Origin of the sequence: Maribacter litoralis (genome assembly GCF_902506355.1) — a bacterium.
Classification (GTDB): Bacteria; Bacteroidota; Bacteroidia; order Flavobacteriales; family Flavobacteriaceae; genus Maribacter; species Maribacter litoralis.
The window spans coordinates 77,022-90,905 of record NZ_LR733271.1; the positions used below are offsets into that span (position 1 = coordinate 77,022).

The 13,884-nt window shown below is 38.0% G+C and carries 13 protein-coding genes; 10 read left to right on the forward strand and 3 right to left on the reverse strand.

Annotated features, from left to right (window positions below; all coding sequences use genetic code 11):
* Window positions 1-177: 177 nt before the first annotated feature.
* From rpiA to EXIGUO8A_RS00385, 3 genes are all read right to left on the reverse strand, one after another.
* Window positions 178-855 carry a ribose-5-phosphate isomerase RpiA gene (gene rpiA / locus EXIGUO8A_RS00375; RefSeq protein ID WP_159301491.1) on the reverse strand — a complete coding sequence of 226 codons (678 nt, stop codon included), beginning with the start codon at window positions 853-855 and terminating at the stop codon, window positions 178-180.
* A gap of 178 nt (window positions 856-1,033) precedes the next feature.
* Window positions 1,034-1,888, reverse strand: coding sequence for a universal stress protein (locus EXIGUO8A_RS00380; RefSeq protein WP_159301492.1), 855 nt, complete (start codon window positions 1,886-1,888; stop codon window positions 1,034-1,036).
* A 78-nt stretch (window positions 1,889-1,966) separates the two neighbouring features.
* A complete protein-coding gene (locus EXIGUO8A_RS00385; protein ID WP_159301493.1) occupies window positions 1,967-2,656 on the reverse strand; it encodes a Crp/Fnr family transcriptional regulator in 690 nt (229 codons plus the stop codon).
* 118 nt (window positions 2,657-2,774) lie between these two features.
* Between EXIGUO8A_RS00385 and EXIGUO8A_RS00390 the strand changes: the two genes are divergently transcribed.
* The 10 genes from EXIGUO8A_RS00390 to EXIGUO8A_RS00435 all read left to right on the forward strand — a co-directional run bounded on the left by EXIGUO8A_RS00390 (window position 2,775) and on the right by EXIGUO8A_RS00435 (window position 13,850).
* A complete protein-coding gene (locus EXIGUO8A_RS00390; RefSeq protein ID WP_159301494.1) occupies window positions 2,775-5,168 on the forward strand; it encodes a heavy metal translocating P-type ATPase in 2,394 nt (797 codons plus the stop codon).
* 289 nt (window positions 5,169-5,457) lie between these two features.
* Window positions 5,458-5,637 carry a cbb3-type cytochrome oxidase assembly protein CcoS gene (gene ccoS / locus EXIGUO8A_RS00395; protein WP_159301495.1) on the forward strand — a complete coding sequence of 60 codons (180 nt, stop codon included), beginning with the start codon at window positions 5,458-5,460 and terminating at the stop codon, window positions 5,635-5,637.
* A gap of 201 nt (window positions 5,638-5,838) precedes the next feature.
* Entirely contained in the window at window positions 5,839-8,037 is a 2,199-nt protein-coding gene (gene ccoN / locus EXIGUO8A_RS00400; protein WP_116769476.1) for a cytochrome-c oxidase, cbb3-type subunit I, read from the forward strand.
* Between the two features lie 11 nt (window positions 8,038-8,048).
* Window positions 8,049-8,240, forward strand: a complete 192-nt coding sequence (locus tag EXIGUO8A_RS00405) for a cytochrome c oxidase subunit IV (protein WP_027067528.1) — start codon at window positions 8,049-8,051, stop codon at window positions 8,238-8,240.
* A complete protein-coding gene (locus EXIGUO8A_RS00410) occupies window positions 8,237-9,193 on the forward strand; it encodes a cbb3-type cytochrome c oxidase N-terminal domain-containing protein (RefSeq protein WP_159301496.1) in 957 nt (318 codons plus the stop codon). Before EXIGUO8A_RS00405 ends, EXIGUO8A_RS00410 begins: the two co-directional genes overlap by 4 nt.
* Before the next feature lie 44 nt (window positions 9,194-9,237).
* On the forward strand, window positions 9,238-10,656 hold the full coding sequence (ccoG, locus tag EXIGUO8A_RS00415; RefSeq protein WP_159301497.1) for a cytochrome c oxidase accessory protein CcoG: 1,419 nt from the start codon (window positions 9,238-9,240) through the stop codon (window positions 10,654-10,656).
* A gap of 13 nt (window positions 10,657-10,669) precedes the next feature.
* Window positions 10,670-11,116: a FixH family protein gene (locus tag EXIGUO8A_RS00420; RefSeq protein WP_159301498.1), complete on the forward strand. Its 447-nt coding sequence runs from the start codon at window positions 10,670-10,672 to the stop codon at window positions 11,114-11,116.
* A gap of 3 nt (window positions 11,117-11,119) precedes the next feature.
* The gene (locus EXIGUO8A_RS00425) at window positions 11,120-11,824 is read left to right on the forward strand and encodes a sulfite exporter TauE/SafE family protein (protein WP_159301499.1); all 705 of its coding nucleotides are present in this window, start codon (window positions 11,120-11,122) and stop codon (window positions 11,822-11,824) included.
* Window positions 11,825-11,850: 26 nt separating this feature from the next.
* Window positions 11,851-12,342, forward strand: coding sequence for a GTP-binding protein (locus EXIGUO8A_RS00430; protein WP_159301500.1), 492 nt, complete (start codon window positions 11,851-11,853; stop codon window positions 12,340-12,342).
* A gap of 62 nt (window positions 12,343-12,404) precedes the next feature.
* On the forward strand, window positions 12,405-13,850 hold the full coding sequence (locus EXIGUO8A_RS00435; RefSeq protein WP_159301501.1) for a vanadium-dependent haloperoxidase: 1,446 nt from the start codon (window positions 12,405-12,407) through the stop codon (window positions 13,848-13,850).
* The last annotated feature ends 34 nt before the right edge of the window (window positions 13,851-13,884 follow it).

Genomic DNA, 13,884 nt, shown 5'->3' on the forward strand with positions numbered 1-13,884 from the left:
TGCAATGTACTTTTCAACTACAAAGCATTTTATAACACTTTTACCATTTACTGTACTCTAAATTATCGGGATATTAGACAGCACTGACCCCAAACCAATTTACGACCAGCCAATTGCTTCTTGTTCTGTAACGGATTTCGTTGTCTTTAATTATGGCTCTCTCTTAGTAACACCGGGTCACTTCTTTTTAATAACCGCTTCTTCGCCTATACCTATAATTACTACATTGGTACTGGTCAAAAATAACCCTGTTTCCACTACACCTGGTATGCTCTTTAGTTGTTGTTCTAAATCGTTCAGTTCTATTTCGGTGTCCCAAATATCAATATCCAGAATATCGTTATTCTCGTCGGTTTTATATGCTTTATCGCCCTTCATGCGCTGTACGGGACTCAACCCCATATCATCTAACTCTTTTAAAATCAATTGCGTGGCAAAAGGTATCGTTTCTATTGGCAATTTAAATTTGCCAAGTTTGGCAACACTTTTGGATGAGTCGGCAATTATGACGTTTAGGTCAGAATTATGTGCTACAATTTTCTCACGTAATAATGCCCCGCCACCGCCTTTGATCAATTGAAAATCCTCATCTACCTCGTCTGCGCCATCAATCGTTACATCCAATCTTTTAGCTTCTGCTAGGGTTATCACGTTAATACCCAACTTAGTTGCCAGCTTCTCTGTTTCATTTGAAGTTGCAACTGCTTTAATCTGTAACCCATTTTTCACCATTTCACCAATGGCCTCAATCATAAAAAATGCCGTAGAACCTGTCCCCAGGCCCACTGTCATTCCAGATTTAATATATTTTACTGCTTCTAATGCTGCTACTTTTTTCTCGTTTACGGCGCTCACTTTAGTTGAATTAAGGTTTATTTGGTCTGTTATTTTGGGCTAAAGATATTTATAATTGACCTATGTTACCTTCATTGTTAACTTGTTCTAAAAAAAACATTGGTGCACCACCTTTCGTTGTGAAAATTTCGCACATTAAAAGTCAATCTACATCTTTATCATAGAAAGAAAGTACGCATTAATTTTCGTTGGAGGTCAACGATAAAATAGGCACATCAACACAAAAAACCGACTGATCTACAACAGTGTTAAGTCTAAGATTCTTCATGAATTCATTATTACTACTGAATACCACAACTATTTGACAATCATATTGATCAACGAATTCACCTAATCTACAGGGCAAAGAATCTTGCTGTATAATGTGATGAGAATAATGAGGTATTTGATCTAAAGCTTTACCAATGGTATTCAGATTCAGCTTTTGAAGGGAATGTAAACGATCTGCTGATTTCTGAATATTTATAATATGAACATTGCTCTTGAAAATTTTACTGATTTCTACTAGCGGATATAGTTCAGCTTCCTTATAAAAATAGTTTTCTCCCGAAACCAATGCCACATTTGTAAGTCGTTTAAACTTAAAATCTTTGGGTATGACCAATACAGGGCAGCTATGTACATGCTCTAAAACCCGAAATGTGTTTCTGCCCATTACCCTGGTTTCATCTTCCCCCGTTCCTTTTGACCCCATCACAATTAAATCTAACGAGTATTTACCCACCGCTTCCTTTACTTCTTCTATGAGCAAAGAAAATGTAGGTATTTTTTTAAAGTTGTGAAGATCATTATCGTAGTTCTTATGAATGCGGTCTATCAACATCGCAAGTCCTTTTTCCGAGGCTTTTTTTGCTGAACAAGATTTAGTTGCGGTCAACGTATTTCCCGCCATTAAGCGATTGCTATAAATTTCTGGGGTATAAGCGTTTAAAAAGTAAAATGTACATTTTGTATCGGCAAAAAGACGTAGCGCAAACTCGGTGGCATTCCATGCCGCCAAAGAAAAATCTGTAGGTATTAGAATATTTTTCATGAATAAGGCGTATCTATATTTCGATAAATGTAGCTGCCGTAGCCTGTAGAAACTATGACATTTATCAGAACAGAAAAATTAAAATCCGTCTACCAGCTCTTTCAATGCACATTCGTTTACAATGCCTATTTTCTTGCCTTCGGTTTTAAGAAGTCCTTTCTTTTTAAATTCGGAAATCATTCTAATTAAAGACTCGGTAGCGGCGCCCACAATATTGGCGTAATCATCTCTACTTAAAGACAATTGTAAAAAACCGTTATCATCTTCGCCATAGTTTTTCTTTAGATACAATAAAGCTTCAGCCAGACGTTGCTTTACCGTTTTCTGAGACATGTTCACAATAACATCATCCGCTTCTTTTAAATCGTGTGCCATATGGCGCAAAACCTCTAAAGAAAAGTACGGATTGGTATTTAAGGTGTTCGTAATTATTTCTTTGGGAATAAAACAAACCTCCATATCGTTGATCGCTGTTGCACTCAAATTGGTATAGTCTTCGGCAATTACAGAACGTTGTCCCATAATTTCGCCTATACTGGTCAATTTTACAATTTGCTCTTTACCGTTGCTACTCAGTTTAGATAATTTAGAAACTCCATTGCGTACACAGTAAACACCATCTAACTTCTGCCCTTCCAAAAACAGCGCATCTCCTTTTTTAACCTTTTTAGAGGTTTTGGCATTAGAGACTTTTATCAGCTCTTCTTTGCTCAAGGCACGGAGCGAATTAAATTGTCTAATGATACAATTCTCACATCTACTTTCCATGGCTATACTATTAAATATAGCACAAAACTAAACAAGGCAATTATGCTAAGAACTGACAATTATCATGTTTTAAAAAGTGATTCAATTTCACCTTTGTACTTCTAATTGGTTTATAATTATGCAGGCTGATACATGTTTTCATTGCGGAGACCCTTGTGATAGGCAACTAATCACTTTTGAAGAAAAGTCGTTTTGTTGCTCTGGTTGCAAAACCGTTTACGAAATATTTTCTACCAACGACCTTTCTCATTATTATGATTTGCAGGAAGCTGCCGGCACTACCCCAAACGCCATTGAAGGAAAGTATGATTTTCTTGATAATGAGGACATCATTTCCAAACTATTAGAATTTAATGATAGTAACGTACAGATCATTAATCTTTACATACCAACTATTCATTGCAGTTCATGCATCTGGATATTGGAAAATTTGAATAAACTCAACAAGCAGGTTACAAGTTCTCAGGTAGATTTTCCAAAGAAAACCATACGCGTTACCTATCAAAAAGAGTTCAGCTTAAAGAACCTAGTACTGCTCTTAGCTAAAATTGGGTATGAACCCTATATATCTTTGGAGGATTTTGAAGGAAGGAAAAAAGCGACCGATAGAAGCCTTATATACAAACTTGGCGTTGCCGGCTTTGCCTTTGGTAATGTAATGTTTCTTTCTTTTCCCGAGTATTTTGATTTGGGTTCAAGTGCTGCTTCGGGTGGAGAATATTGGTTGAACAAATACCAAAACCTTTTTCGCTGGCTCATGTTCATTTTCTCATTGCCTGTTGTTTTTTATGCTGGGTGGGACTATTTTGTATCGGCATTTAAAGGGCTACGTGCCAAACTCTTAAATATAGATGTACCTATTGCTCTTGGTATTCTGGTTCTTTTTCTAAGAAGTACTTTTGATATTGCGTTTAATTTTGGTAGCGGATTTTTTGACTCCCTAACAGGGTTGGTATTCTTTCTATTACTCGGTAAATTCTTTCAGCAAAGAACCTATAGCTTTTTATCTTTTGAGCGTGATTACAAGTCTTATTTTCCTATTGCGATTACCCGATTAAAAACTGATGGAAAAGAAGAGACCGTACCTGTTCAACATATAGAAAAGGGAAATAGAATATTGATCAGAAATGAAGAAATGATTCCCGTTGACGGCACATTGATTTATGGAAACGCACAAATTGACTACAGTTTTGTATCGGGTGAATCAGAACCTGTAAAAAAGGAAATTGGTGAACAGATCTATGCAGGTGGCAAACAACTTAACGGTGTTATTGAAATGATAGCCTCAAAATCTGTCTCACAAAGTTATCTTACACAATTATGGAGCAATGCCGTATTCAAAACCGATAAAACCACCACATTTCAAAATCTTACAGATAGTATAGGTAAACGTTTTACCATTGCAGTACTTTCCATTGCCTTTATTTCGACCGCTTTTTGGTTATATGTTGACCCATCAAAGGCAATGAACGTATTCACGGCAGTATTGATTATTGCCTGCCCTTGCGCCATTGCTTTGGCATCGCCTTTTACCCTAGGAAATATGTTACGCATTTTTGGCAAGAAAAAATTCTACATTAAAAATACGCAGACCATTGAGCAACTAGCCAAAATAGATACTGCCATTTTTGATAAGACCGGTACCATAACCACTAGCCAAAAAAGTACCGCTTATTATGAGGGAATGCCATTGACCCCAGAAGAAGAATCTATTTTAAAGAATACCATTAGGGCATCTAACCACCCTTTAAGCAGATCTTTATATGATCTACTTAAAGAACAGAATATCATAACTTTAGATGAATACGAAGAACACGTAGGCAAGGGGTTGGAAAGCAGTAAAGGAGCTATTAAAATGAAAATTGGCTCAGCAAATTTTGTGGGTAAAGCCTTATCTGAAAATGTATTGGACACATCAATGCACATAAGTGCCAACAATACGTATAAAGGCAGATATATTTTTCAAAATCAGTATAGGGAAGGACTCTCTACTACTTTTAAAAATATGTCGCGGACCTTGAGCTTGGCAATTTTATCGGGAGACAACGAGGGCGAAAAATCACGGTTAGAAGCTATTTTACCCAAACTCACCCCGTTGTTCTTTAACCAAAAACCAGAGCATAAATTAGCCTTTATTAAAACCTTACAGGAACAGGGCAAAAAAGTGCTTATGGTGGGTGATGGACTAAATGATGCCGGTGCTTTGGCTCAAAGTAATGTGGGCATTGCCATATCTGAAAATATAAATGTCTTCTCCCCTGCCTGTGATGCTATTTTAGATGCATCAAAATTTCAACAGCTTTATAGTTACATACTTGCATCTAAAAAGGCCATGCGAGTAATTAAAATGAGCTTTATACTCTCTTTACTATACAATTGCGTGGGTTTATACTTTGCTGTAACAGGGCAATTAGAACCTGTTATTGCCGCTATTCTTATGCCATTAAGTTCTATTAGTATAGTCGTATTCACTACGGTCATGACCAATTTTATCGGCAGAAAGCTATCTTAATCTACGTATCAGAAATACTGAACATATTACGCTAGTAAATATTAAGTATAGAGATACTAACTAATGGGCTTTATCTCCCTTAAAATTTCTATTCATATTAAGATAAAGCTATCTATCATTTGTAGTGAAATACAACCTCAAATAACTATTAATCAATATTATACAAAATTTATTAAATCTCCGTCAATCATAGTTCAACCATCAATTTTAAGAAAAAATTCAAAGTATGACAATTGTCATTTTCTAAGGTTCCATACCCACCTAAATTTACCGAATAATTACGATTGGTATGAGTGTTATTTATGTTTTACTAGCGATTAGCCTAGTGGTTGCAATCATCTTTTTTGCCGCCTTTATTTTTTCGGTAAGGCAAGGGCAATATGATGATGCTTACACACCTTCCGTAAGAATGCTTTTTGAAGATGAATTGGTAAAGCCAAAGAACAAAAAAGTGGAGAGTGAAGAGTGATGAGTGAAGAGTGAAGAGTGATGAGTGAAGAGTGAAGAGTGAAGAGTGATGAGTGAAGAGTGAAGAGTGAAGAGTGAAGAGTGAAGAAAAAAATTGAAAGTAAAGGACATTTGCAAATTAATAGGAGTCTCATCTCTATTTTCTTTTCTCTCTGTTCTTCATTTTAGAAAATAAAATCCAATTAAATAAACAAGTATAATTATGGAAGTACAGCAGTTTTATTACGATAACAAAATCGTGAAAAATTTCCTTTATGCAACCATGTTCTGGGGCATAGTGGGTATGTCCGTGGGCTTATTGTTAGCCTTTATGTTCATGTTCCCAAACTTGACCGACGGCATATCATGGTTAAGCTTTGGTCGTTTACGCCCTTTGCACACCAATGCGGTAATCTTTGCATTTGTAGGTAATGCTATCTATGCCGGGGTCTACTACTCTACCCAACGTTTGTTGAAAGCGCGTATGTATAGCGATTTTCTAAGCAAATTCAATTTTTGGGGCTGGCAATTGATCATCGTTGCAGCTGCAATTACCTTACCGTTAGGGTATACCAGTTCTAAGGAGTACGCTGAGCTTGAATGGCCTATAGATATCGCCATTGCGTTAGTATGGGTCGCTTTTGGCGTTAACCTAATCGGTACCATGATCAAAAGAAGACAACGCCATCTTTACGTGGCTATCTGGTTCTATTTGGCAACATTTGTAACGGTAGCGGTACTTCATATTTTTAATAGTCTGGAATTACCTGTAACTGGTTTAAAAAGTTATTCTGTGTATGCAGGTGTACAAGATGCATTGGTGCAATGGTGGTACGGTCATAATGCGGTAGCATTTTTCTTGACCACTCCTTTCTTGGGGCTTATGTATTATTTTGTACCCAAAGCGGCCAACAGACCAGTTTACTCCTATAGACTGTCTATTGTCCACTTCTGGTCACTGATCTTCATCTATATCTGGGCCGGTCCACACCACCTTTTGTACTCTGCTTTGCCTGATTGGGCACAGAACTTAGGGGTCGCATTCTCTATCATGCTTTTAGCTCCGTCATGGGGTGGTATGATCAACGGACTCTTAACTTTACGTGGTGCTTGGGATAAAGTACGTACCGATCCTGTTTTAAAATTCATGGTCGTCGCTATCACCGGTTATGGTATGGCAACTTTTGAAGGTCCAATGCTTTCGCTTAAAAACGTAAATGCCATTGCGCACTTTAGTGACTGGATCATTGCTCACGTTCATGTAGGCGCCTTAGCATGGAACGGATTCTTAACCTTTGGTATGATCTATTGGTTGGTACCTAAAATGACCAAGAAAAAACTATTTTCAACACCATTGGCGAACTTCCATTTCTGGATCGGAACCTTAGGCATAATTCTTTATGCCTTACCCATGTACGTTGCCGGTTTTACCCAGGCTTTAATGTGGAAAGATTTTAATCCTGATGGAACCTTGGTATACGGTAACTTCCTTGAAACCGTAAACGAGATAATGCCTATGTACTGGATGCGTGCCATTGGTGGTAGTCTTTACATTGTTGGTGCTATTGTAATGATATACAACGTTGTACGAACTATAAAAGCTGGCAGCGTTATAGAAGATGAATTGGCAGAGGCTGCAGCACTTACTCGTGTTTCAAAGAAAAGAACTGCTGGAGAAACCTTTCATACTTGGTTAGAGCGTAAGCCTATTCAATTGACTATATTGGCTACCATCGCTATCCTTATCGGTGGTATTATACAGATTGTGCCCACCATTTTGGTGAAATCCAACATACCTACAATCACTAGTGTTAAGCCATATACTCCTTTAGAATTAGAAGGTCGGGATCTTTACATTCGTGAAGGTTGTGTAAGCTGTCACTCACAAATGGTTCGTCCGTTTAGAAGTGAGGTGGAGCGCTATGGAGAATATGCCAAAGCTGGTGAATTTGTTTACGACCACCCGTTCCTTTGGGGTAGTAAACGTACCGGTCCAGATTTATTGAGGGTTGGTGGTAAATATTCCGATAACTGGCATTTGAACCATATGTACGATCCACAGAGTACTTCTTCAGGGTCCATAATGCCAGCCTATGCTTGGTTAATAAGAGATGAGCACGACAGAAGCGATATTCAGGCAAAAATGGAAGCAATGGTTACCCTTGGCGTACCGTATACCGATGAGGATATTGCAAATGCCGAAGCCTCAATGGATGCACAAGCCGAACAGATCGAAAAGAATCTTTACAGTGATCCCGATTTTGCAAAGACCTATGAAGCCGACAAACAATATGCTGCTGAAAATGGAGAGGAATTTATAGAAATGAGAGATCGTGAAATTGTTTCCTTAATTGCATACCTACAACGTTTAGGTACGGACATTAAGGTGAAGGAAACCGGTGAATTATTATCTGACAATTAAAACTAAAAAACATGTTCAAATTTGTAAAAGGTTACATGGAAACAATAGATGGTGTAGCAACCTACCCCATGATATCATTACTAATATTCTTTGTGTTTTTCACATTACTATTCTGGTGGGTCATTACCGCATCAAAATCGTACATAAAAGAAGTTAGCGAATTGCCTTTAGAAGAAGATAACCAACTAAATAACGAATTATGAAAAACAATACAGCCTGGTGGTTTAGAATAACCGTGGCCTTTTTCTTGGTCATCGTACTCATGGAAGTTTATATTGATAGCGGTGATAAACCGGCTTTCATAGCGTACCCTACATTAATGTTCGGTTTTATGGCACTTATACTATTGCTATTGATCGCAATTGCATTTATTGTTCAAGCTATTGAAAATGTACTTTACAACACCTTGGATGATGAGGCCAAAGTGAGATACTTGGCAGAAAAGGAAAAAAAGTGGGAATGGACTTGGGGTAAAAAAATGTACTCCAAAATGTTGGGCAGTAAGCCTATAGAATCGGAAGAAGAGATTATACTTGACCATAACTACGACGGTATACGTGAGCTAGACAATAATCTACCACCTTGGTGGGTATACCTGTTCTACGCCTCTATCGTATTCGGTGTAGTTTACTTGGCACGTTTTCATGTCTTTAACGGTTATGACCAAGATCTTGAATACGAGCAAGAGGTTGCTGCTGCACAATTAGAAATTGAAGCATATAAAAAAACAGCTAAAGGTTTGGTAGATGCCAATACGGTGGAGCTATTAACCGATGCGACCGACCTAAGTGCCGGTAAAGGTATTTTCGAAGGCAACTGTGTCGCTTGCCATATGGCCGATGGTGGTGGCGGTATTGGTCCAAACCTTACCGATCAAAACTGGATTCTTGGTGGGGGCATAAAAAATGTCTTTAACACCATATCTGAAGGTGGTCGTGACGGTAAAGGTATGATTGCCTGGAAACAAAACTTAAAACCAGCGGAAATCGCTCAGGTAGCTAGTTATGTTTTAAGTTTTCAAGGTACAACCCCTGCCAATCCTAAAGCTCCAGAGGGCGATATTTGGATAGATCCCAACGCACCTGCAGTAGAAAATCCTGTAGATACAGCGGCTCCTGAAGTTGAAATTGATTCGGCTTCGGTTACCATGAACTAAATTTATTGTTGGCCATACCTACTAAATGATTAAAGAGAGATAAAATGTCACAAGATCAAGATCACTTCAGGGATTCTATCGGCACCATAAAGGAAGATGGAAAACGGGCTTGGGTATTTCCTAAAAAACCAAGTGGTAAACTTTACGAGTATCGTAAATATGTGAGCTACGCCCTACTTGTTTTCTTGATCGCATCTCCTTTTATAAAAATTAACGGTAATCAATTCTTAATGTTCAATGTGCTCGAAAGGCGCTTTAACATCTTTGGTTTTCCATTCTACCCACAAGATTTTCACCTCTTTGTTATCTCTATGATCATTGGGGTGGTTTTCATAGCATTATTTACCGTTGCATTTGGTCGTATTTTCTGCGGATGGATGTGTCCGCAGACCATTTTTATGGAAATGGTTTTTCGTAGGATAGAATATTGGATAGATGGAGATCGAGGAGCTCAAATGCGATTGGATAGACAAGAATGGAATGCCGAAAAGATTAGAAAACGGGCTTTAAAATGGTTCATCTTTTTTATCATTTCATTCATTATTGCAAACGTATTTTTAGCCTATTTAATTGGTAGTGACCGTTTGATACAGTACATCACCGATGGTCCGTTACAACATATTAGCACCATGGTATCGCTGCTTATATTTACTGCGGTATTCTATTTTGTTTTTGCATGGTTTAGAGAACAGGTATGTATTATTGCCTGCCCTTATGGTCGTATGCAAGGGGTTTTACTGGATAACAAATCAATAGTGGTTGCTTATGACCATAAACGTGGTGAAGCTGAAAACGGCAGAAAAAAATGGCGTAAAAATGAAGACCGTGAAGCATTGGGTCATGGAGATTGTATTGATTGTTTTCAATGTGTAAACGTTTGCCCAACAGGTATAGATATTAGAAATGGAACACAGTTAGAATGTGTTAACTGTACCGCTTGTATTGATGAGTGCGATACCATAATGGAAAAAGTAAACCTGCCAAAAGGTTTGATCCGTTACGCTAGCGAAGATGAAATTACCAAAAAGGAAAAATTCAAGTTTACACCGCGTTTAAAAGGGTATACCGCAGTGCTTGTCATTTTAACGGGTGTGCTTGTTGGTATGATGTTTTTGAGAAACGACCTTGAAGCCAATATTCTAAGACTTCCAGGGCAACTTTACGAGCACAAGGACGGAAACATCATTAGCAATGTTTACACGTACAAACTTTTAAATAAAACTACGAAGACCGTTGAAGATGTCCATTTTGAATTAATATCTCCTAAAGGGGAAATTAAACTGGTTAGACATGAAAATTTTGATGTTCAACCAGAAGCGCTGGCAGAAGGTACTTTGTTCATAGAAATTAATGCATCTGCCTTAAGTGGCGATAAGAACAACCTCAAAATTGGGGTGTACAGTAATGATAAATTAATTGAGACCACTACGGCTCGCTTTTTAGCACCACGTAGTTATAAATAAAAATTTAAGCACCATGAAAATTAATTGGGGTACCGGTATCGTCATAGCCATTATAGGTTTTATCAGTTTTATCATGTTTTTTGTGGTCAAAATGACCACCAGTCATGATGCGAACCATGATCTGGTCACCGAAGAATATTATAAGGCCGAACTTGGGTACCAAAAAGAAATAGATGCGGAGACTAACGCAAATACCGCGTCTTCACAAATAGAACTCAAAAAATTTCCAGAGGGTTTACTCGTTATTTTTCCCGATGGTTATGAAGATACCAATGTAAAAGGTATCGTATCCCTATATAGACCATCCAATAAGAATTTGGATTTTAATTTGCCCATTAGTTTATCCAATTCAGAATTGCTCATACCAGACAATCAATTGTTGGATGGTCGCTGGGATATAAAAATTTTCTGGGAATACGCCGGAAAAGAATATTTATATAAAGAAAGTATAACTTTTTAAGTTATGTTGGTATCTGCCCTCATTTTAGGTCTTATGGGAAGTTTGCACTGCGTAGGTATGTGCGGACCCATTGCTTTTATGCTTCCGGTGGATAGAACAAATAACTACAAGAAATTCGGTCAAATATTTATATATCACTTTGGGCGTTTACTTGCTTACGGCATTATTGGTCTTGTATTTGGACTGTTAGGAAAAGGACTATCCATCTTCGGAATACAACAGAAACTTTCTATCGTTATTGGTATAATAATGATTCTAGTTGTTTTGATTCCGTATAAAACATTCAATAAATACAACCTTTCAAAACCTATCTATAAAATCATATCAAAAGTTAAGAACCAACTGGGTAAAGAACTAAAGAAAAAATCTCCAGATACATTCTTAACCATAGGTTTTTTAAACGGATTCTTACCCTGCGGATTGGTTTATATGGCACTTTTTGGATCTATTGCAATGGGTGATGCTTTGCAAGGAAGTTTATACATGATGCTTTTTGGCGTTGGCACCTTACCGCTTATGACGGCTGCAATATATTTCAGCAATCTATTAAAAGGAGGCATTCGTCAAAAGGTACAAAGAGCCATTCCCGTTTTTGTAATAGTTATAGGTGCTCTTTTTATACTCAGAGGGCTAGGTCTGGGAATACCTTACGTATCACCAGCTCCAGTAACGCAACTGGCATCGAGTGCTATAGAATGCCATAACTAACGGCAACCGCCAAAAATTACTATTATATGAAACCAATACCGAACGAAATTGCTCTTCGCCCAAGGTTTCAGTTACATATTCCCAAAAACAAGAAAATTATTCTCAACAAATTTGAGCAGTCAAAGGTTGATCCTTTTTTAATAAAACGCCTAGATGAGCACATTTTTATAAAGTTCAATCAAAAACGCCATCACTTTTGGTCTCCACAATTACATTTGGAATTTGAAGAAATAGATGATATCAGTTGTAAACTATATGGCGTATTTGGCCCTAACCCTACCCTATGGACCTTCTTTATGTTCATACACTTTATAGTCGCTACTTTATTTATAATTATTGGCATTTGGGCATATTCCAGCGCATCATTAGGTAAAACCTATCGTATACAAGTTGGTCTTTTAGTGCTGTTAGTTCTCATCTGGTTTATACTATATTTTGCCGGTCGCAGTGGTAAAAAGAAAGGAAAGCCGCAAATGCAGCAATTATTCGACTATATGCAGAATGTTCTTACAGCTTAAATTTTAATTGTTTAGAACTCATTATTATATTTAAGACACCAAAATAACCAACAGACAACCACATGAAACGTATTTTACTTTTAGCTTTGATACTAGCCACGTTTGGTATTAAAACAACAGTTGCCCAACAACAAAGCCAAGAACTAAAAGGAGTAGATAATGTCGCCTATAAATGGGGAAAAATGGCATTGGACGCCACAGCTTCTGACACCGAAAAGTTTAAACCAAGACCTACAATTACCTCTCGTTATTTAGGATTGATTTTCACCTCCATTTTTGATGCATGGTCTAGATACGATGAAAACGCCATACCGGTATACCTTTCTAATATAGAACGAAGACCTAGTGCCGAGCAAACCCTTAAGAACAAGGAAATTGTAATTAGTTATGCGGCTTATGGCACCATGAAAGAATATTACTTTTCAGATACAGAAATGTTCAGGGCTTTTATGATCGAATTAGGACTTGACCCAGACAATGATTCTACAGACCCCACTACCCCAGAAGGTATTGGCAACTTAGCCGCCAAAGCTACCATTGAAGCTAGAAAGAATGACGGTAGTAACCAATATGGTGAAGTTGAAGGTTCTAACGGAGTTCCTTATTTTGATTATACCAATTACAGTCCCGTAAACTCCCCAGATGAAAGCACCGATATTAACCGGTGGCAACCAAAATATTTCTCCGATGGCAAAGGCGGTCAATATGCCCCAGGATGTCTTACTCCTTATTGGCAAAAGGTAACCACAATGACCATGACTTCTGCCGATCAGTTTAGACCTGGGCCGCCACCCATGGTAGGCTCAGAGCAATTAAAAAAAGAAGTGGTCGATTTGCAAGCCAACCTTTCTGATGAAGATAAGGCATTGGTAGAATTTATGCGAGACGGACCGCAATCTGTTCAGCAAGCGGGACACTGGTTAAAATTTGCACAAGACGTATCTCGCCGTGATAACCACACCCTAGACCAAGACGTAAAAATGTATTTCTTAACGGAAATCACCGCTATGGATGCTTTTATAGCCTCATGGGATTCTAAAATGTTCTATGACTATGCGAGACCTTATGCATTGGTACACGAATATTATAAAGATAAAACGATAAAGGCATGGGGCGGACCGGGCAAAGGGGTTATTGAAATGAAAGGACAGGAATGGAGGCCTTATTCTCCAGATATTTTTCTATGTCCGCCATTTCCTAGCTATACTTCGGGCCACAGCACTATAAGTGGTGGTTGTGCAGAGGTTTTACGCCTATTTACCGGAGACGATTATTTTGGTGAATCCGTAGAACTGATACCAGGAAGTTTAACCGAAATAGATACCGAACATTACGGCGAACCGGTTACCATAACCTTCCCTACATTTACTGAAGCCGCTAACATGGCAGGCATATCTAGAGTTATGGGCGGTTACCATATACAGGCAGATAATGTAGCCGGTTTAAAATTAGGCAGAGATGTAGCCCACCAAGCTTGGAAATTTTACAATAAACATTTAGGCCAATAACAGATTACTTATTATAACAATAAGAACCCCCAAG

What these genes read in the sequence shown, in the direction of transcription:
- EXIGUO8A_RS00390 (WP_159301494.1), top strand. Translation starts at nt 2,775, where the DNA reads ATGCAGGCTGATACATGTTTTCATTGCGGAGACCCTTGTGATAGGCAA.
- ccoS (WP_159301495.1), top strand. Translation starts at nt 5,458, where the DNA reads ATGAGTGTTATTTATGTTTTACTAGCGATTAGCCTAGTGGTTGCAATC.
- EXIGUO8A_RS00430 (WP_159301500.1), top strand. Translation starts at nt 11,851, where the DNA reads ATGAAACCAATACCGAACGAAATTGCTCTTCGCCCAAGGTTTCAGTTA.
- EXIGUO8A_RS00380 (WP_159301492.1), bottom strand. Translation starts at nt 1,888, where the DNA reads ATGAAAAATATTCTAATACCTACAGATTTTTCTTTGGCGGCATGGAAT.
- EXIGUO8A_RS00385 (WP_159301493.1), bottom strand. Translation starts at nt 2,656, where the DNA reads ATGGAAAGTAGATGTGAGAATTGTATCATTAGACAATTTAATTCGCTC.
- EXIGUO8A_RS00425 (WP_159301499.1), top strand. Translation starts at nt 11,120, where the DNA reads ATGTTGGTATCTGCCCTCATTTTAGGTCTTATGGGAAGTTTGCACTGC.
- EXIGUO8A_RS00420 (WP_159301498.1), top strand. Translation starts at nt 10,670, where the DNA reads ATGAAAATTAATTGGGGTACCGGTATCGTCATAGCCATTATAGGTTTT.
- ccoG (WP_159301497.1), top strand. Translation starts at nt 9,238, where the DNA reads ATGTCACAAGATCAAGATCACTTCAGGGATTCTATCGGCACCATAAAG.
- EXIGUO8A_RS00435 (WP_159301501.1), top strand. Translation starts at nt 12,405, where the DNA reads ATGAAACGTATTTTACTTTTAGCTTTGATACTAGCCACGTTTGGTATT.
- ccoN (WP_116769476.1), top strand. Translation starts at nt 5,839, where the DNA reads ATGGAAGTACAGCAGTTTTATTACGATAACAAAATCGTGAAAAATTTC.
- EXIGUO8A_RS00405 (WP_027067528.1), top strand. Translation starts at nt 8,049, where the DNA reads ATGTTCAAATTTGTAAAAGGTTACATGGAAACAATAGATGGTGTAGCA.
- EXIGUO8A_RS00410 (WP_159301496.1), top strand. Translation starts at nt 8,237, where the DNA reads ATGAAAAACAATACAGCCTGGTGGTTTAGAATAACCGTGGCCTTTTTC.